Genomic DNA, 19261 nt, shown 5'->3' on the forward strand with positions numbered 1-19261 from the left:
ACTACCTAATTAATTAAATTCTAGTTCTACATCTTGCGCCGCCATCAGTGATAACTTATGAATTAAGTCATCACTAGGCGTAACACACCATTCGGTTCCTAAGGTAATCTCAGCCAACGCATCCGGACGTTGATAGAATACTTTTATAGGACAAGTACCAAACTTATAAGGCTCCAGTACTTTTTGTAAATTATCGAAGAAGTTCGCCTCGATTTGCACCATATTCAACGTCATTTTAATCGCTTTTATACGTTTTTCTCGCGCTTGAGCAATGGTGCATATGTCTCTAGCGGTCATTGTAATGCCACCGGAGAAGTTATCAAAGCTGACCTGTCCAGATATCACCAAGATATTATTAACTTGTAGCATATCTTGGTACATTTCAAACTGTTCTGGGAATAAGCGTACATCAATACGGGCACTCTTGTCATCTAAAGTTACAAGACCCCAACGATTTCCTTTTTTATTAATAAGGGTTCGCGCATTAATAACAAGACCAGCTGCTGTTGACTGCACATCGCGGTTTGTCGGTTGTAGGTCAACAAGGCGGCCTGATGTGTAGTGTCTTAGCTCTTTTCTATACTGATTTATAGGGTGACCAGTTAAATAAAGGCCCAACGTTTCTTTTTCGCCATCAAGCCATTCGTTATCCGTTAAATCAGTTGCTTTTATAAATGCTTGTTCAACTTCGTCAGGCTCTGTGGCTAATAACCCAAATAAATCGGCCTGACCTAATGATTCAGCCTTATGATGCTGATCGGCCGCTCGCATGGCATCTTTTAAGCTCGCTAATAAAGTCGCACGACCTGGCTGGGTTTTATCTGGGCCTAACTGGTCAAGCGCACCGGCATAAATTAGTTTTTCTACCACACGTTTATTTAAACGTTTTAAATCAACTCTCGCACAAAAATCAAATAAGTCTTTGAAAGCCCCACCTTCACTTCGTGCTTCTAAAATGGCTTCAACAGGCGCCTCACCTACTCCTTTAATAGCACCAATACCGTAAACAATCTCACCTTGACGATTAACCGTAAACTTGTACTCACCCGCATTTACATCTGGCGGTAACAAGGTCAGTTTCATGTTTTCACATTCATCAACCAAGGTAACAATTTTATCGGTGTTATCCATATCCGCCGACATTACCGCAGCCATAAACTCTGCTGGGTAGTGGGTTTTCATCCACAGCGTTTGATACGACACCAATGCATAAGCCGCAGAGTGAGATTTGTTAAAACCATAACCTGCGAACTTCTCTACCAAGTCGAAGATTTTCATTGCAAGTTCGCCGTCAACTCCGTTATTAACAGCTCCTTCTTCAAAGGTTGAACGTTGCTTTGCCATCTCTTCTGGCTTTTTCTTACCCATCGCACGACGTAGCATGTCAGCGCCACCTAGCGTATAGCCAGCCAGTACCTGCGCAATCTGCATTACCTGTTCTTGATAAAGAATGATACCGTAGGTCGGTTCTAGAATCGGTATCAAACTATCGTGTTGCCACTGCACATCTGGATAAGATAACTCTTCACGACCATGCTTACGGTCGATAAAGTTATCTACCATGCCTGATTGCAATGGGCCTGGGCGAAACAGTGCTACCAGTGCGATCATATCTTCGAAGCAGTCGGGCTTTAGACGACGAATAAGGTCTTTCATACCACGAGATTCTAACTGGAATACCGCGGTGGTTTCGGCGCGTAGCAATAACTCAATACTTGGCTTATCATCAAGTGGAATGGCGTTGATATCAACCGGCTCTTTACCCTCACGAGCTAAGCGCTCGTTAGTCATATCAATTGCCCACTGCAAGATAGTAAGTGTTCTTAGACCTAAGAAGTCAAACTTAACTAAACCCGCCGTCTCAACGTCGTTTTTATCGAATTGCGTTACCGGGAATTTACCCTCATCATCACAATAAAGGGCGGCAAAATCAGTAATCGTTGTTGGCGATATTACAACACCACCGGCGTGCTTACCGGCATTACGTGTACACCCTTCAAGGATGCGACACATATCAATAAGTTCTTTGACCTCTTCATCACCGTCGTAGGCTTCTTGTAACCGCGGCTCAACATCAAACGCTTTAGCCAAGGTCATGCCCGGATCGCCCGGTACTAATTTTGAAATACGATCAACAAAGCCATAAGGGTGACCAAGTACACGGCCTACGTCACGGATAACCGCTTTTGCAGCCATGGTACCAAAGGTAATAATCTGAGATACCGCGTCACGACCATAAAGCGCCGCTACGTGATCTATTACCTCATCGCGCCTATCCATACAGAAGTCGACGTCGAAATCGGGCATTGAAATACGTTCGGGGTTCAAGAAACGTTCGAATAGTAAGTCAAATTCGAGCGGATCAAGGTCGGTAATTTTTAGGGCATAAGCAACCAATGAGCCGGCACCTGAACCACGCCCAGGACCTACCGGAATATTGTTATCTTTACTCCACTGAATGAACTCCATTACGATCAAGAAGTAACCAGGGAAACCCATTTGGTTGATTACGTCGAGCTCTATTTTTAAACGCTCGTCATACTCACCGCGTTTTTCTTTACGCTCTTGCTCATCTGGGAACAAGAACTGTAAACGCTCTTCAAGGCCATCTTCAGAGACCTTAACCAAGAAGTCTTCTATTTTCAGCGAACCGGTTGGGTAATCTGGTAAGAAGTAAGTCCCGAGCTGCACGGTTACATTACAGCGCTTGGCAATTTCAACAGTGTTTTCCAGCGCTTCAGGAATATCACTAAATAGCTCAGCCATTTGCTGTGCTGTTTTTAGGTATTGCTGATCTGAAAAGCGTTTAGGCCTGCGCTTATCTTCAAGCGTGTAACCATCATGAATTGCTACGCGGATTTCGTGAGCTTCAAAGTTCTCAGGTTTTAAAAACACCACTTCGTTCGTTGCCACTACAGGTAACTGCTCTTGTGCGGCAAGCTCAACGGCTAAGTGTAAATAATCTTCTTCTAATGGGCGCTCTGTTCGAATTAATTCAAGGTAGTAATGATCGCTGAAATGCTGTTTATAAAAGCTTACTACTGACTCAATAAGCCCTGCATTACCTTTAAGCAGTGCTTTGCCTAAATCACCATCTTTCGCGCCAGAGAGAATAATCAAGCCGTCTTTTAACTCAACTAACCATTCACGATCAATAACTGGGCGATGAAATAAATGCCCGCGCTGATACGCCTTAGAAATCAATAATGTGAGATTTTTATAGCCGTCATTATCTTTCGCTAATATGGTTATACGACATGGTTCATCTTCAAACTCAGGGCTTCTTAGCCAAAAATCAGCGCCAACAATAGGTTTAATACCCGCGCCATGGGCAGCACCATAAAAACGCACCAAACCACATAAGTTCATTTGATCGGTGATTGCCAGCGCAGGCATTTGTAACTCTTCAGCCTTTGCAACTATTGGTTTTGTTTTAGCAAGACCATCCACCATTGAGAAATCTGAGTGAACACGTAAGTGGACAAATTGCGGCGTTGGCATTAGCGTTGCTCTCCTTTTAACGCCAAAATGCGCTGTACAGGTTTAAAGCTTTTACGATGCTCTGCAATTGCACCGTATTGTTCAAGTGCCGCAAAATGTGCTTTTGTCGGGTATCCCTTATGGCCTGCAAAACCATAATCTGGGTAACGTTTATCAAGCTCAATCATTTCATCATCGCGGGCAACTTTAGCCAAAATGGACGCTGCTGAAATTTCAGCTACTAAACTATCACCTTTTACAACAGCTTGAGCAGGGACCGTTAATTGAGTTGGCACACGATTACCATCAATAAATACAAACTCAGGCTTTACACTCAAGCCTTCAACAGCACGACTCATTGCCAGCATAGTGGCATGTAAAATATTTAATTCGTCAATTTCACTTGGGCTACAACGGCCAATAGCATAGCAAAGTGCTTTTTCTTTTATTTCGGTTGCAAGCAATTGACGCTTTTTATCGGAAAGCTTTTTTGAGTCAGTTAAGCCTGCAATAGGTTTAGCAGGATCTAAAATAACCGCGGCTGTGACTACATCACCGACTAATGGACCACGGCCAACTTCGTCGACACCCGCAATAAAGTTAACGTTAGGTCGTTCAATCTGCATCTAGTAACTCCGCAACTGCAGCCGCAGCTTGTTCATTGGCATTTAATCTAATTTCTTTGTGAATAGCTAAAAAGCGTGCTTTCAGTTTTGCATTATCGGAATTTAACATGGGTGTTAATGCATCAACTAAGTTCTCAACATTACACTCTGTTTGCAAATATTCAGGCACCAGCTCTTCATCTGCCAATAAATTTGGCAATGAAAAATATTTAATATTGAAAGTGAATAATGTTTTGAAAATCCAATAACTCATTGGTTTTATTTTATATCCAACAACCATAGGTTTTTTATAAAGCATGCCTTCAAGTGTTGCCGTACCTGATGCGAGTAAAATAGCATCCGCTGCTTGCATAGCGAGGTTTGATTTACCGTCTAATAGCGCTAACTTTAACTGTGGTGCTGTTTTTTCTAACACATCGCAAAATTGGGCTTTGCGTTTTTCATTAACTAAGGGCACCACAATTTTAAGCTCTGGGTTCGCAGCTTGTAGCTTTGCAGCTGTTTGAATATAAGTTTCGCTTAACAGGCCGACCTCTGAGCCTCGACTGCCTGGTAATAACGCAAGCACCTTATCCGTTTGAGCTAAACCTAACTGATGGCGTGCATCATTTTGGTCATGTTCAAGCGCAATATCATCTGCAAGCGTATGCCCAACAAATGTACAAGGCACATTATGCTTATCATAAAATGCTTTTTCGAACGGTAACAGTGCTAACACTAAGTTAGTTGCAGCACTAATTTTGTGAATACGTTTTTCGCGCCATGCCCACACCGACGGACTAACATATTGAACCGTTTTGATACCCGCCTCTTTTAAAGGCTTTTCAACACGCAAGTTAAAGTCTGGTGCATCAATACCAATAAATACATCAGGTGGGTTATCGATAAAGTGCTGTACAAGCTGCTTACGAATTTTTAGTAAACGCGGTAAGCGGCCTAAGACTTCAACGAGCCCCATAACCGATAATTCGTCCATATCAAATAGTGTTTTGCAGCCAGCCGCTTGCATACGAGGGCCTGCAATGCCTTCAAATATGGCATCTGGAAAACGGACTTTAAGTGCTTTTACCAGTCCCTCACCTAAAATATCACCTGATAACTCGCCTGCCACCAAGGCAATACGTAACGGCTTTTTTTGTTCTTTCATTCGTTGATAATTCGCAACTTAAAGGCACATATAAAAATTAGTTTACCGTGTTTTAGCAACAGGATAAATGTCACACGCTGAATAAATACTAGAAATTGAAATTACGCTCAAAGGTTAAGCATTTAAGCCTCTTTATAAGGCTTTAAAGTTCGACATACCAAAGACTGATACCTCAAATGAAGTAATCGATACCCATTAAGTAATAACTGAATATCTTATTCTTTAAAGTAATTAATCATTTGAAACTTTAGAGCTTTATCTCTAACCTGTAGAAATGGTGAGCAGTGGTTTCACCTTATTTTCTTATTTATCTATTGACTAAAATGAATACAAGGTTACTATTTACAAAGTTTCAATAAATACTGAAACTTGAATAATTTAATTTGTCGTGTCTACCGCACCGTTTACAAGGAGCCAACCAATGATAGATGAAACGTTTGTGGATCTATCGCGATTGCAATTTGCAATCACTGCCCTATTTCACTTCCTATTTGTTCCTCTTACCTTAGGTATGACGTGGATTTTAGTGATCATGGAGTCCGTTTATGTGATGACTGGTCGTGAAATTTATCGTGATATGACTAAGTTTTGGGGTAAGTTGTTTGGTATAAACTTTGCTATTGGTGTGGCTACAGGTCTAACCATGGAGTTTGAGTTTGGTACCAACTGGTCTTATTACTCTCACTATGTGGGCGATATTTTCGGCGCACCTCTTGCCATTGAAGGTCTAATGGCCTTTTTCCTCGAATCGACGTTCGTAGGTATGTTCTTTTTAGGCTGGGAACGATTAACAAAGCGCCAGCACCTTGCAGCAACCTTTTTAATGGCACTGGGCACTAACCTGTCTGCACTGTGGATTTTAATTGCTAATGGTTGGATGCAAAACCCAGTGGGGGCAGAGTTTAACTATCAAACCATGCGTATGGAAATGACTAGCTTTGCTGAACTGGTATTTAACCCAGTTGCACAAGTTAAGTTTATTCACACCGTATCAGCAGGTTATGTTGCAGCATCTATGTTTGTACTTGGTATTAGTAGCTGGTACATCTTAAAAGGTCGCGACCTTGCTTTTGCTAAGCGCTCATTCTCGGTGGCTTCAGGCTTTGGTTTAGCGTCTATTCTGTGTGTGATTTTACTTGGTGATGAATCTGGCTACGAAGTTGGCGAGGTACAAAAAGTAAAACTCGCCACCATTGAAGCTGAGTGGCATACCGAAGAAGCGCCTGCGGCATTCACCTTAGTCGGTATTCCTGACTCTGAAGAACAAGTCACCCATGCTGCAGTTAAAATCCCTTATGTTATGGGTATTATTGCAACACGCTCAATAGATGAGCAAGTAACCGGTATCAAAGAGCTTGAAAAACAACATGAAGTACGTATTCGCAACGGTATGCTTGCCTATGAATACCTTGAAAAGCTTCGTAGCGGTAATGATACAGCTGAAAATATTGCCAAGTTTGACACACTAAAAGATGATTTAGGCTACGGTTTACTTCTAAAACGTTATACGCCAAATGTCGTTGATGCCACAGAAGAACATATTCAAAAAGCAGTTAAAGACTCCTTCCCTAAAGTGGGCCCAATGTTTTGGTCATTTAGAATCATGGTGGGCTGCGGTGTACTTATGCTTGGGGTATTTGTTCTGGCATTTTATTACAATGCACACCGTGTAATTGAACAAAAACGCTGGTTACTATGGGCTGCGGTATGGAGTATCCCACTTCCTTGGATTGCCATTGAGTTTGGTTGGATTGTCGCTGAATACGGCCGTCAACCTTGGGCTATATCAGAAATTTTACCAACCTTTTTAGCAACATCGTCACTGACCGTTAATGATCTTTTGATTAGTATCACAGGCTTTATTGTATTTTATACAGGGCTTGCTGCGGTAGAAGGCTGGTTAATGTTGCGCTTTATTAAGCAAGGCCCAAGCTCGCTTCATACAGGTAAATATCATCATGAACTTGCTAAAGTAGATAGCCAAGGAGCTCAGTCATGATTTTTGATTACGAAACACTTAAATTTATCTGGTGGCTACTAATCGGTGTATTACTGATTGGTTTTGCCGTGACCGATGGCATGGATATGGGTGTAGCGATTTTGCTTCGCCTAGTAGGTAAAACAGATGTAGAACGTAGAACAGTTATTAACACCATTGGTGCTCACTGGGATGGTAACCAAGTGTGGTTTATCACCGCTGGGGGCGCACTATTCGCAGCATGGCCTATGGTCTATGCTGCGGCCTTCTCAGGCTTTTACTTTGCCATGATGCTGGTGTTATTCGCACTCTTTTTTAGACCCCTTGGTTTCGATTACCGCTCTAAAATTGAGTCAACCCGTTGGCGTAACAACTGGGATTGGGGGCTTTTTGCTGGCAGCTTTATTCCTGCGCTCGTTTTTGGGGTCGCATTTGGTAACTTATTATTAGGTGTGCCGTACCATATTGATGACCTATTGCGTGTAAGTTATCAAGGTTCATTCTTTGCCTTACTTAATCCTTTTGCACTTGTTGCAGGCCTGATCAGTGTATTGATGTTAGTCGGACATGCTGGTATGTGGTTACAACTTAGAACAGATGCTGAGGTTGCAAAACGCTCAGCACAGTATGGACGATACGCACTCATGGCATTTATTGTGTTATTTGCTATTGCTGGTGTGTGGATATCACAAATTGAAGGCTATCGAATTATTAGCATGGGTGATACGCAAGGTTATGCAAATCCACTTGCAAAAACCGTAGCCCAAGCGCCTGGGGCATGGCTTGACAACTACAGCAAAATGCCATTAACCATGTTGTTCCCTGCTCTTGCATTTGTAATGGCTATTCTGGCACTGGTGTTTTCAAAATTACACAAGCCTGCGCTAGCACTTGTATCCTCAAGTCTAATGCTTGCAGGTGTGATTCTTACAGCAGGTATGTCAATGTTCCCGTTTGTGATGCCATCGAGCAATAATCCTAATATTAGTCTAACGATGTGGGATGCGGTTTCGAGCCATATGACATTAAATGTGATGTTTATTGCTGCAGTCATTTTTGTACCACTCATTCTTCTTTACACCACTTGGTGTTATGTGAAAATGTGGCGCAAAGTAACGATTAGTGAGATTGAAAACAATACGCACGGTAGCTATTAAGGAGATTTAATTATGTGGTATTTCGCCTGGATATTAGGTGTTCTATTAGCCTGTACACTTGGAGTTATCAACGTCATGTGGTACGAATTTCACCAACATAAAGATTCCATCGCTGATGATGAGCTAGAGCTGTATGCGAGACTCAAAAACAACGATGACAACTAAACCCCGACCAAATCGCGCGCAGCAGCAAACGCTGCGCGCGTTCTTAAAGCAGTATAGCCAGTCCGCTTCAGGGCTTCTGAAACTAAGCATTAGTCTGGGCACACTCAATGCCCTGTTAATGATTGCCTCTTGCTATTTACTGGCAAACGCGGTTCATCAAATTATGTTTGAGCAAGCAAGTTTGCAAGCTGTCACTCCGTTACTATGGCCTCTTGCAGGTCTTATTGTACTACGCGCCCTATTAGTTGCATTGAGTGAACGGGTGAGTAGCCTTGCCGCAGTAAAAATAAAAACGGTGATGCGCAATACATTACTTGCGAAGTTAACTAAACTAGGCCCTGCTTACAGTGAGCACAAAGGACACGGCGCAACACTTAACACTTTACATAATGGTGTAGAAGCGCTTCACCAATATTACGCAAACTACATTCCAAGCGTGGCGTATAGCGCACTTATTCCACTCGCTATTTTAGTGGTTATTTTTCCAACCGATTACAAAGCAGGACTTATCTTCCTGTTAACTGCCCCGCTAATTCCATTTTTTATGATTTTAGTCGGTCACAAAGCGGAGCAACTCAACCAAGAACGTTGGCAACAGCTCGCGGTACTTGGCAATTACTTTTTTGACCGCTTGCAAGGACTGACTCAGCTTAAGCTGTTTAATGCGACCAAACGCGAGCTTAATAATATTAGCCAGATTTCTGATGACTACCGTGGTGCAACCATGGGGGTGTTGAAAGTTGCCTTTTTATCCTCTTTCGCCTTGGAGTTTTTAGCCACCATTAGTGTTGCACTTGTTGCAGTTATTATCGGTTTTAGACTGTTTTTTGGTACCCTTGATTTTGCCACTGGGTTTGTGGTGTTACTACTGGCCCCTGAGTTTTACTTACCACTTCGACAAATGGGCACTCACTATCACGCAAAATTAGAAGGGATTAGCGCCGCTGCTGATATGGTCGACATCGTTAATCACAGCGAGGCACATGAGCATACGGGTACATCACAGTTATCAACACCGCTAAAAAACATACATGTGCATGGACTCACCTATCATTACCCTGACACAAACGAAGGGGTCACCGACATTAATTTTAGTCTGCCAAATAAAGGGTTAATTGCATTTGTTGGAGAGAGTGGCTCAGGTAAAAGTACCCTCTTTGATTGCCTTTTAGGTTTTCACCATCAAGCTAACAGTGCCGTCAATATTAACGGACAGGCACTCAGTGATATCGCACTACATAATTGGCAGGCGCAACTTGCATGGATCCCACAACAAGCCACACTATTTTATCGAAGTGTTGCCGACAATCTACGTCTTGCCAAACCAAATGCAAGCCATGATGAACTTATTGCGGCCACTCGAAAAGCAGGCGCACTTGAGTTTATTAACGCCTTACCAAATGGCTTTGATACTATGCTGGGTGAACAAGGGGAAGGTCTCTCTGGTGGCCAAAAGCAGCGTATTGCCCTTGCTCGTGCATTTTTAAAGGATGCACCAATTCTAATGCTTGATGAGCCAACAGCACACTTAGACAGCCAAACAGAGCACCTAATCAACCAAGCAATCCGAAATTATGCAAACGATCATTTAGTGATGGTTATTGCTCATAGGCTTAATACGGTAAAACACGCGGACAATATCTACGTTATGCAGCAAGGTAAAATTATCGAGTCGGGTCATTATCAACAACTCACTGAACAAGCGGGTCTGTTTGCTAAGCTTGTGAGTCGAGGTGAAGCACATGTATAACTTCATTCGCTTATTAAAACTGTGTAAACCTCATGCTGGCATGCTGCTACTGGGCGCTTTTTTAGCAAGCTTGACTGTGCTTGCCAATGTTGGTTTGCTTGCAATATCTGGCTGGTTTTTAGCAGCAATGGCAGCCGCTGGCATTGCAGGTGTACATATGAATTATTTTACACCAGCAGGAGTGATTCGCTTTTTAGCCATTGTAAGAACTGCATCACGGTACGGCGAACGAATGATCACTCACAATGCTACATTTTTATTATTAAGCGAAATTCGTGTAAAAATGTTTGCAACACTGAGCCGACTCAACAACGTTGATTTGGCAATGAGTCGCAGTGCCGACCTTGTGAATCGTTTGCAAAATGATGTGGATGCCCTTGATAAATTTTACTTAAATGTCTTACTTCCCATCATAATAGCCTTATTTACTATTCCAATTGTCATGGCATTTATGAGCGCATACAACGCGAAGGTGGCTTTGATTTGTTTTATATCATTGATGATAATTGGTGTTCTGCTACCAGTCTTATTGAGTCATAAACTACACAAACAAGCAGATGCCGAGACCAGACTTTCAGCTGAGCTAAAAGCTGAGCTTGCCGATACGTTAAAAGGAAGCCGTGAACTTGCAATTTATCAAGCACATGATGCTCAGTTAACACGCTGCGATACACTAAGTCAGCAATATAATTCGCAACTCTATACTCGCCATAAAGCCATCGCGAACAGCAATGGTTTAAGCACCTTTGTTGTACAGTTAACCATGCTTGCAAGCGTTTTTGTAATTATTCCTTTGGTTGCAACAGGCGCTATGAAAAATGTTGAATTGGCAATGCTCGCACTATTCGTCTTGGCTAGTTTTGAAACTGTACTTACCCTGCCCGCTGCTTTTATCGAGCTCCCTGTCGCTTTAAGTGCAGCAGAGCGGTTATTTTCGCTAGAGGACAAACAAACACCAGCACCTTACAAAAAGCACGACCAAGTAAACAATCAACACGCGCTCGGCTTAGAATTAACTAACGTGAGTTATCAATACTCTGGGGCGCATAATGACGCTTTGAGGGATATTAATCTATCCATTGCAGCTGGCAACAAAGTAGCACTGGTTGGCGCAAGTGGCAGCGGTAAAACAACATTAGTAAATTTACTCACGGGACTTTGGCCTTTACAATCTGGCTCATTAAAACTGTTAGCGGCAGAACACAGTGTTGAACTTAGTAGCCTAGACGCTAACGAACGCTTTATGCAGCTCACAATTGTCGCCCAACAACATCATATTTTTGATGGCACACTAAGAGATAACCTTCGCTTTGCAGCACCGGAGGCGACTGATAAAATGCTTATAGAAGCCTGTAAACAAGCAGAACTTGGCTCATGGCTGAATAACTTAAAAAACGGCCTCAATACCCGATTAGGCACCGCAGGAAGAAAACTCTCTCATGGTCAGTCACGTCGTATTGCTATTGCGCAAGCATTATTAAGACAAGGTAATTTTGTGGTTCTTGATGAACCAACAGAAAGCTTAGATAACCACACTAAGTACAGTTTACTTAATACACTCGAAAAGGTCTGGGCTGATAAAACCGTGCTAACGATCAGTCATGATCCTGTTATGTTGAATCGTGTTGATAAAGTCATTTGGTTAGAACAAGGGCAAATAAGAGCAATGGCAAGCCATGCTGAGCTGGTTGAGAATGAGCCTGATTATGTCGAGCTCATCACTCGTTTTTAATCAAGTTGCTCAACGGTAACGTCAATAACACCTTGCTGCAAAGAAGCTATTTGTGAAAATGCCTTTTTAGACAAATCAATAATTCGACCGTGAACAAACGGACCACGGTCGTTAATACTAACAATCACACTTTTATTATTTGCGACATTAGTCACTTTTACGCGGGTACCAAAAGCGAGATCTTGGTGGGCTGCACTCAATGCTTGTTGATTAAACACTGTACCACTGGCCGTTGTACGGCCATGGTATTTGTCCGCATAAAAGCTGGCTTTACCTCTTTGTACCTTAGCACTTGAGTTTATTGTTGGCGAGCTACTACAGCCACTTAAAATTAAGCTTAACAATGCAAAGACGATGAGTTTGTTCATATTACTAGATCCTTTTTGCTGTGAAGATAGCAAGCACTGACTTAGCAAAACCTGAACTATAAAAACAAAAAAGCCACCTTACGGTGGCTTTTGTAGGAGGTCGCTAATGATTAGCGAATAATTCCGCGCTCAGAGCTTTTCACGAAGTCTATCATCAGCTGAACAGCTGGGTACTTCGCAGCATCTTCGCTCAGCTCAGCAATTGCTTCTTCAACACCTAAGCTCTTACGATAAAGTGTTTTGTAAGCACGTCGAGTTGCCATTACTTCATCACTTTCAAAGCCACGACGTTTCATACCTTCAGTATTGATTGCGACTGGGCCTGCTGGCGTACCAATGGTTGTAACAAACGGCGGTACGTCTTTATTAACGCCTGAGTACATACCAACAAAAGCATGTGCACCAATCTTACAAAACTGGTGAACACCCGAGTTACCCGCAAGGATCACCCAGTCACCTACGTGCACATGACCAGCAACAGAGGCGTTGTTAGCAAAAATCACGTTATCACCCACGACTGCGTCATGAGCAACGTGCGTGTAAGCCATAAACAAGTTGTTGCTACCAATTTTAGTCACACCTTGATCTTGAATAGTGCCACGGTGAATTGTTGCACATTCACGAATGACATTGTTGTCACCCATAATTAAAGTAGTTGGCTCATTCGCGTATTTTTTGTCTTGGCAAGCTTCACCAACCGATGCAAACTGAAAAATATGGTTACCAGAACCAATTGTCGATGGGCCTTTGACAACCACATGAGACTCAATGATACAGTTATCACCAATCGTTACATCGTTGCCAATATAACTATAAGGGCCAACTGAGACATTTTTTCCAAGCTTCGCACCTGGTTCGATTATTGCCGTAGGATGGATCACTATTAAAACTCTCTTCTCGCACACATGATTTCGGCAGTACACACTACTTTGCCGTCAACTTTTGCTTCTGCTGCAAACTTCCATATATTGCGGCGCTCTTTAACAAACTCTACATGCAAATGCATAGTATCGCCAGGTAATACTGGTTGCTTAAATCGTGCATTATCAATGGCAGCAAACAAGTAAAGTTCATTATCGCTACGATTTTCAACTGTTTTAAAACCTAACAAGCCAGTTGCTTGAGCCATTGCTTCTAGGATCAACACACCTGGAAAAATTGGTTGATTCGGAAAGTGGCCTGTAAAAATAGGTTCATTCACTGTTACATTTTTAATCGCATGTAACGACTCGCCTGGCGTGTAATCTAATACACGATCAACAAGTAACATCGGATAACGATGCGGAAGTAAATTCAAGATATCTTGAATATCAAGACTATTTAATTCATTTGCCAAAATAGCATCCTTATTTGTCTTCAATATTGAGTGACTTAGTCAGTGACTCAAGTGCTTTTAAGCGGTCTTTCATATCACCAAGGTTTCGGATATGGGCAATACTACGACGCCATTCTTTGTTGTTTTGATGAGGCAAACCTGATGAGTAAATCCCAGGTTCAGTGATTGCTTTTGTCACCATACTCATGCCCGTGATTATAGCACCATCACAGACACTGATGTGACCATTAATTGCAACCATGCCGCCAATTTGACAATGTTTACCAACAACAACACTGCCGGCAAAAACAGTGCAGCCAGCAACTGCTGTACCCGAACCGATCTCGACATTATGCGCTATTTGACATTGATTATCGATAATTACATTACTATGGATGAGTGTGTCATCAAGTGCGCCACGATCAATCGTTGTTGAGGCACCGACTTCAACTTTATCACCAATAATTACACGTCCTAATTGCGGTATTTTAATCCATTCACCACGCTCATTGGCGTAACCAAAACCATCGCTTCCTACAACTGTATTTGCTTGAAACAGGCAGTCACTGCCAATTTCAACTTCATGGTAAATACTGACGTTAGCCCAAAGCTTTGTTCCTTGGCCTATTTTTACCTGCTCACCAATAAAGCAACCTGGACCAATCTGTACATCGTTTGCGATGACTGCATTTGCTTCTATCACCACATTGGCAGCGATCGAGACATTATCTCCAATTGATGCTGAATCATGAATGACTGCACTAGGGTGTATCCCAACTGATGCACTGCGAGGTGTTGTATCCATTAACTGGGCAAGCTTGGCGTAGCATACATAAGGGTTAGCAATAACCAGCTTATTGCCACTAAAATAGTCGGCATCTGCCGGTGATAAAATCACCGCACTGGCATTGGTACTCTCTAACTGAGAACGATATTTTTTGTTCGCCAAAAATGCAATATGCCCAGATTGGGCATTTGCAAGTGTTGATATTTTTTTAATCTCTTGAGTGCCATCGCCGTGTAGCTCAGCACCCAAAAGATCCGCAATCTGCGAAAGCGTGTAGTTTTGCATATGTAATTTCTATTGCTTACTTACTTTTTCAACAACTTTATCTGATAAGTCAGACACTGTTTTAGGATTAACGTAAATTGTTGTTTCTTTAACTTTTACTTCGTCGTACTTACCTGCTTTAGCAACTTCTTCAATCGCATCTAGAATTAGCTTTTGAACTTTTGCTAACTCTTGGTTTTGACGCATTTTGATTTCTTGCTCTAAAGGACGGCCCTTTTCAGCAAGTTGTTGTTGCATGCCTTGAATCTTAGTACGTAATTCTTCTTTTTGCTTGTCACTCATTGTTGTTGCTTCACGCTTGAACTTTTCAGCTTCAAAACGGATATCACCCTGCAATTTTTCAAGCTCTTGACGGCGTTCAGCAAACTCAGCTTCAAGTGTTTGCTCTACTTTTGCCATTTGAGGAATTTGCTTATAGATTTCTTGCATGTCAACAATAGCGACTTTATGTGCAAATGCACTGGTAGACAAACCCATTGACAAAGTAGCAAGTAGTGCAAACGCTGTTGATTTAATTGATTTTTTCACAAAAAACTCCTTTAGAATGTATTACTAATATTAAAGCTGATGGTTTTCGTATCGTCATCTTCTTCTTTTTGCAATGGATACGCAAAACTGATCAGCATTGGACCCATTGGAGAGATCCATTGTAGTGAAAGACCGGTTGATACCCTAAAGCGCATCGGATCTGAATAATCCTCTAATTTTGCGCGTTGATCAGGGGCTAAGTTTTGATAACGGTCAACGTTAAACTCTGTATCCCATACGTTCGCAGCATCTACGAAGAAGCTTGTACGTACAGAACTCGTGTTTTCTTCATCCAAGAATGGGGTAGGAACAATCAGCTCCATCCCTGCAACCGCTTTGGCATTACCACCAATTCGGCCTTGTAATCTTAATTCGTCAAATTCTGACGCCCCACCAATACTGCCGGTTGTTGTACCATCTTCAAGTGGCGTGCCCGGAATAGTTTGCGGTGTACGTGATACAGCACGTGGTAAAATGGTATTTCTATCAAAACCACGTAATTCCATCTCAGTAATACGGAAGTACTCTTGGAACGGTAATGTTTGATCAAACCCATTGGTTGAACCGTAACCATTGCCATATGCAAGCGCTGCACGTGTTGAGAATACCCAACGATGGTCATTGCTAATCGGCCAGTAAAAACGTGAGTCATAATTTAACTTAAAGTAAGTTAAATCTGAGTTAGGTGTTGTTGCTGTTAGATTAATTGATTGACGCGAACCCGCTGATGGGAATAAACCACGGTTTACTGTCACACGCGACCAGCCAGCACTTAACTCGTACTTAGTAAAGTTAAAGCCAGCATCTGGGTTTTCAGGGTCTAAGAAGGTTTCTCGCATTACGCGTGTTTGCTCGTATTCGGCGATATCCGATAACTCTTCTTCAATCCAACGGATACCGAAATTAATACGGTTTACAGCATCAATTGGGAAACCAATATTGGTACCAATACCATAGCTTTTCGATTTATAGTCGATGAGGCTAAATTTACTTGCATCATAGTTACTATAGAAAATGCTACTGCCCTGCGAAACACCATCTGGGGTGAAGTACGGGTCAGTATACGATAAGCTAATACGCTCTGAACCACGTGACGTATTGATATTAAAACCAATTTGGTTACCAGTACCTAAGAAGTTCGACTCACTGACACCAATGTTAAATTGCAGACCTAAGTAAGAGCCATATGCCAGACCAGCATTAAAGCTACCTGCTGACTGTTCTTTCACGGTAAAATCAACGTCTACTTGATCATCAACACCTGGTACAGGAACAACATTGAAATCAACGCTTTCCATATACGGCAAACGTTGGATTTGCAATTTAGAACGCTCTAGGTTTTGATTAGATAGCCACGCACCTTCAAGCTGAGTCATTTCACGACGAACAACTTCATCTGAGGTATTTTGGTTACCGCCAACGATAATACGGCGCACATATACACGCTTGCCAGGGTCTACCGATAGCGTTAACTGCACTTCTTTATTTTCATCATCGATTTCAGGAATCGTGCGTACTTCTGCATTCGCATAGCCAAATCGGGCTAGGTAGCTCTTGATAAACTCTTCTGATGAGGTAACCACAGAGCCATTGTACAACTCACCCGCTTTAAGTGGAATAACACTTTTAATAAGCTCTTCGCGGCCAAGTAAGTCACCGATAAAGTCAAACCCTTTTACGGTGTATTTAACACCCTCAGTCATGTTTGCTGTCACATAAACTGAATCTCGCTCAGGGCTCACAGACACTTGTGTGGAATCAATATTAAAGCGTAAGTAACCACGGTCTAAATAGTAACTGCGGATTTTCTCAAGGTCGCCTTCAATCGTTTGTTTCTGATAGCGGTCACTTGACATGAACTTCCACCATGGCAAATCTTGTTGAGATTCAGCCAACTTGAGTAGTTCTTCATCTGAGAAAAGTTCATTACCAACAAGGTTTATTTGACGAATTGACGCAGCGTCACCTTCATCAAACTTAAATAATAACTTTACGCGGTTGCGAGGTAGCTTGGTGATGCTAACTTCAACTTTAGCATTGTATTTACCAATACTATGAAAGAACTCAACAAGCCCTTTTTCAATATTATCAAGAACGGTTTTATCAAGAGGCTCACCGGTACGAATATCTTGTTGATCAAGTGATTCGTTTAGCTGCTCATCTTTAATATCTTTATTGCCGTCGAACTCAATCAAGCTGATTGTTGGGCGCTCAGTGACACGGAAAATAACATTATTACCGTCACGCAACGCTTTAATATTATCAAAGTGACCTGAACGATAGAGTGACTTTATGGTTCTTGAAATTGTGTACTCATCAATATTATCGCCCACGTTGATCGGAATATGCGTCAGTGCTGCACCTAATGCAACACGTTGTAAACCTTCAACTTTTAAATCTTCTACAATAAAGGAGTTTTGGCCTAGGGCTGCAAAGCTTGCACCTAATAAACTTGAAACTGCCAAATGTTTTTTTATAGCCATTTTGTTATCTTTATCCTTTACAACTGTATTACCGCTCAACACCTTGTAAATTTAACTTTTTGCGGTGTTTTACAATCGTGTTCAAATTGGAATTTTCCGCTTACTTGTTATAAACGTGATACATCATTGAACAAAGCGAAACATGTTAAAAATATGAGCAGTAAGGCGCCCAATTTAAAACCAAACTCTCGTGTCTTTTCAGAGACAGGCTTCTTACGAAAAAGTTCAATTATGTAATACATTAAGTGCCCACCATCAAGCACTGGCAACGGCAATAAGTTAAATACGCCAAGGTTAACACTGATCAAAGCTAAAAAGCTTAAAAATGCAACCAAGCCATAGCTTACGCTAGTCCCCGCCCCCACTGCAATGCCTACGGGCCCACTTAAGTTTTTAACTGACACTTGACCCGTAATGAGGTTGCCAATCATATCAAAACTTAAGGTTATTAAACGCCATGTTTCTTGTATGCCCAGCACAATACTATCGACGGGGCCATAATGTCTAGTTTCAATGTAGTTTTCTGGCCAAGGCTCAACCTTTGGTGCAACCCCTAAAAACCCTTGCAACACGCCAGCATCATTATCACGGCCATCTGGTGTGACGGTAAGTGACTCAATACTACCTTGTCTTTTTACACTAAATTGTAAGGATTTGTTAGGTGATTGTTGAATAATAGAGACTAACTGGGTCCAATCGCTGATATTTTCACCATTTACGGCTGAGATTGTATCATTTACCTGAAGACCAGCCCGCTCAGCTGCAGAACCTTTGTTGATTTGCGCGACCGTTAATGTCGCTTGAGGTCTAAATGGAACAATACCAATCGACGTTAACGGAGGCACATCTTGTTGGTCTAACTTCCAGCCATCTAGGTTCAATGTACGAACATGCTTTTGGTAATTTTGGTCGCGTAAAGTCACCACAACACTTTGCTCACCTAAACGACTCATTAATGAGAAAGTAGCATCTTGCCAGGTGCTAATATCATCTTCACCTATTTTGATAATTTGTTGGTTTGGTTCGATATTTGCGGCTTCTGCACGACTACCTTGCGTGACCTCACCAACGACAGGTTTTAGTGACTGTACGCCCACCATATACATTACCGCAAGGGCAAAAATAGCAAATAAGAAGTTCGCCATGGGACCAGCAGCAACAATCGCAATACGGGCTTTTACAGATTTGGCATTAAATGATAGATGACGCTGCTCCGGCGGGACTTCGTCAACTCGTTCATCCAGCATTTTAACATAGCCACCCAATGGAATAGCAGCAATGACGTATTCTGTTTTATGCTTGTCGTACCATTTTATAAGTGGTTTGCCAAAGCCAATTGAAAAGCGTAAAACCTTTACGCCGGCTTTACGCGCCACCCAAAAATGACCATATTCATGCACGGTCACTAAAATTCCCAATGCAAGAATGAATGAGCCTAAATTCCAGAAAAAATCAAACAT

At 42.0% G+C, this 19261-nt stretch carries 15 protein-coding genes; 5 read left to right on the top strand and 10 right to left on the bottom strand.

The window, feature by feature from the left end:
• Window positions 1–9: 9 nt before the first annotated feature.
• From dnaE to lpxB, 3 genes are read right to left on the bottom strand one after another with little or no spacing between them, the layout of a single operon-like run.
• On the bottom strand, window positions 10–3501 hold the full coding sequence (gene dnaE / locus LY624_RS11220; RefSeq protein ID WP_130150621.1) for a DNA polymerase III subunit alpha: 3492 nt from the start codon (window positions 3499–3501) through the stop codon (window positions 10–12).
• Entirely contained in the window at window positions 3501–4106 is a 606-nt protein-coding gene (gene rnhB / locus LY624_RS11225; RefSeq protein ID WP_062569891.1) for a ribonuclease HII, read from the bottom strand. Before rnhB ends, dnaE begins: the two co-directional genes overlap by 1 nt.
• Window positions 4096–5253 carry a lipid-A-disaccharide synthase gene (lpxB, locus tag LY624_RS11230; protein WP_130150620.1) on the bottom strand — a complete coding sequence of 386 codons (1158 nt, stop codon included), beginning with the start codon at window positions 5251–5253 and terminating at the stop codon, window positions 4096–4098. The genes rnhB and lpxB overlap by 11 nt, the downstream gene beginning before the upstream one ends.
• Before the next feature lie 421 nt (window positions 5254–5674).
• On the opposite strand from lpxB, the gene LY624_RS11235 reads away from it, so the two are divergent.
• From LY624_RS11235 to cydC, 5 genes are read left to right on the top strand one after another with little or no spacing between them, the layout of a single operon-like run.
• Window positions 5675–7252: a cytochrome ubiquinol oxidase subunit I gene (locus LY624_RS11235; RefSeq protein ID WP_341803009.1), complete on the top strand. Its 1578-nt coding sequence runs from the start codon at window positions 5675–5677 to the stop codon at window positions 7250–7252.
• Window positions 7249–8388, top strand: a complete 1140-nt coding sequence (gene cydB / locus LY624_RS11240) for a cytochrome d ubiquinol oxidase subunit II (protein ID WP_341803010.1) — start codon at window positions 7249–7251, stop codon at window positions 8386–8388. The genes LY624_RS11235 and cydB overlap by 4 nt, the downstream gene beginning before the upstream one ends.
• Window positions 8389–8400: 12 nt before the next feature.
• Window positions 8401–8553: a cytochrome bd-I oxidase subunit CydX gene (gene cydX / locus LY624_RS11245; RefSeq protein ID WP_036969707.1), complete on the top strand. Its 153-nt coding sequence runs from the start codon at window positions 8401–8403 to the stop codon at window positions 8551–8553.
• Window positions 8543–10303, top strand: coding sequence for a thiol reductant ABC exporter subunit CydD (cydD, locus tag LY624_RS11250; protein ID WP_341803011.1), 1761 nt, complete (start codon window positions 8543–8545; stop codon window positions 10301–10303). The genes cydX and cydD overlap by 11 nt, the downstream gene beginning before the upstream one ends.
• The gene (gene cydC, locus LY624_RS11255) at window positions 10296–12035 is read left to right on the top strand and encodes a thiol reductant ABC exporter subunit CydC (RefSeq protein WP_341803012.1); all 1740 of its coding nucleotides are present in this window, start codon (window positions 10296–10298) and stop codon (window positions 12033–12035) included. The genes cydD and cydC overlap by 8 nt, the downstream gene beginning before the upstream one ends.
• On the opposite strand, the gene LY624_RS11260 is transcribed toward cydC, so the two are convergent.
• The 7 genes from LY624_RS11260 to rseP all read right to left on the bottom strand — a co-directional run bounded on the left by LY624_RS11260 (window position 12032) and on the right by rseP (window position 19261).
• Window positions 12032–12403, bottom strand: a complete 372-nt coding sequence (locus tag LY624_RS11260) for a septal ring lytic transglycosylase RlpA family protein (protein WP_341803013.1) — start codon at window positions 12401–12403, stop codon at window positions 12032–12034. The genes cydC and LY624_RS11260 overlap by 4 nt on opposite strands.
• A 110-nt stretch (window positions 12404–12513) precedes the next feature.
• Window positions 12514–13284 (bottom strand): acyl-ACP--UDP-N-acetylglucosamine O-acyltransferase, encoded by a 771-nt coding sequence (gene lpxA / locus LY624_RS11265; RefSeq protein WP_062569884.1) that lies wholly within the window; start codon window positions 13282–13284, stop codon window positions 12514–12516.
• Between the two features lie 2 nt (window positions 13285–13286).
• Window positions 13287–13739 carry a 3-hydroxyacyl-ACP dehydratase FabZ gene (gene fabZ / locus LY624_RS11270; RefSeq protein ID WP_130150615.1) on the bottom strand — a complete coding sequence of 151 codons (453 nt, stop codon included), beginning with the start codon at window positions 13737–13739 and terminating at the stop codon, window positions 13287–13289.
• 10 nt (window positions 13740–13749) lie between these two features.
• Window positions 13750–14790, bottom strand: a complete 1041-nt coding sequence (gene lpxD / locus LY624_RS11275; RefSeq protein WP_130150614.1) for a UDP-3-O-(3-hydroxymyristoyl)glucosamine N-acyltransferase — start codon at window positions 14788–14790, stop codon at window positions 13750–13752.
• Window positions 14791–14799: 9 nt separating this feature from the next.
• On the bottom strand, window positions 14800–15318 hold the full coding sequence (locus LY624_RS11280; protein WP_062569881.1) for an OmpH family outer membrane protein: 519 nt from the start codon (window positions 15316–15318) through the stop codon (window positions 14800–14802).
• A gap of 11 nt (window positions 15319–15329) precedes the next feature.
• Window positions 15330–17801, bottom strand: coding sequence for an outer membrane protein assembly factor BamA (bamA, locus tag LY624_RS11285; protein WP_130150612.1), 2472 nt, complete (start codon window positions 17799–17801; stop codon window positions 15330–15332).
• A gap of 107 nt (window positions 17802–17908) precedes the next feature.
• On the bottom strand, window positions 17909–19261 hold the full coding sequence (gene rseP, locus LY624_RS11290; RefSeq protein ID WP_341803014.1) for a sigma E protease regulator RseP: 1353 nt from the start codon (window positions 19259–19261) through the stop codon (window positions 17909–17911).

This window comes from Pseudoalteromonas sp. N1230-9 (genome assembly GCF_032716425.1).
In the GTDB taxonomy this organism is placed as follows: domain Bacteria; phylum Pseudomonadota; class Gammaproteobacteria; order Enterobacterales; family Alteromonadaceae; genus Pseudoalteromonas.

Excerpts from the sequence above, each read along its gene's own strand:
- dnaE (WP_130150621.1), bottom strand. The coding sequence starts at position 3,501 with ATGCCAACGCCGCAATTTGTCCACTTACGTGTTCACTCAGATTTCTCA.
- rnhB (WP_062569891.1), bottom strand. The coding sequence starts at position 4,106 with ATGCAGATTGAACGACCTAACGTTAACTTTATTGCGGGTGTCGACGAA.
- lpxB (WP_130150620.1), bottom strand. The coding sequence starts at position 5,253 with ATGAAAGAACAAAAAAAGCCGTTACGTATTGCCTTGGTGGCAGGCGAG.
- LY624_RS11235 (WP_341803009.1), top strand. The coding sequence starts at position 5,675 with ATGATAGATGAAACGTTTGTGGATCTATCGCGATTGCAATTTGCAATC.
- cydB (WP_341803010.1), top strand. The coding sequence starts at position 7,249 with ATGATTTTTGATTACGAAACACTTAAATTTATCTGGTGGCTACTAATC.
- cydX (WP_036969707.1), top strand. The coding sequence starts at position 8,401 with ATGTGGTATTTCGCCTGGATATTAGGTGTTCTATTAGCCTGTACACTT.
- cydD (WP_341803011.1), top strand. The coding sequence starts at position 8,543 with ATGACAACTAAACCCCGACCAAATCGCGCGCAGCAGCAAACGCTGCGC.
- cydC (WP_341803012.1), top strand. The coding sequence starts at position 10,296 with ATGTATAACTTCATTCGCTTATTAAAACTGTGTAAACCTCATGCTGGC.
- LY624_RS11260 (WP_341803013.1), bottom strand. The coding sequence starts at position 12,403 with ATGAACAAACTCATCGTCTTTGCATTGTTAAGCTTAATTTTAAGTGGC.
- lpxD (WP_130150614.1), bottom strand. The coding sequence starts at position 14,790 with ATGCAAAACTACACGCTTTCGCAGATTGCGGATCTTTTGGGTGCTGAG.
- bamA (WP_130150612.1), bottom strand. The coding sequence starts at position 17,801 with ATGGCTATAAAAAAACATTTGGCAGTTTCAAGTTTATTAGGTGCAAGC.
- rseP (WP_341803014.1), bottom strand. The coding sequence starts at position 19,261 with ATGTTTGATTTTTTCTGGAATTTAGGCTCATTCATTCTTGCATTGGGA.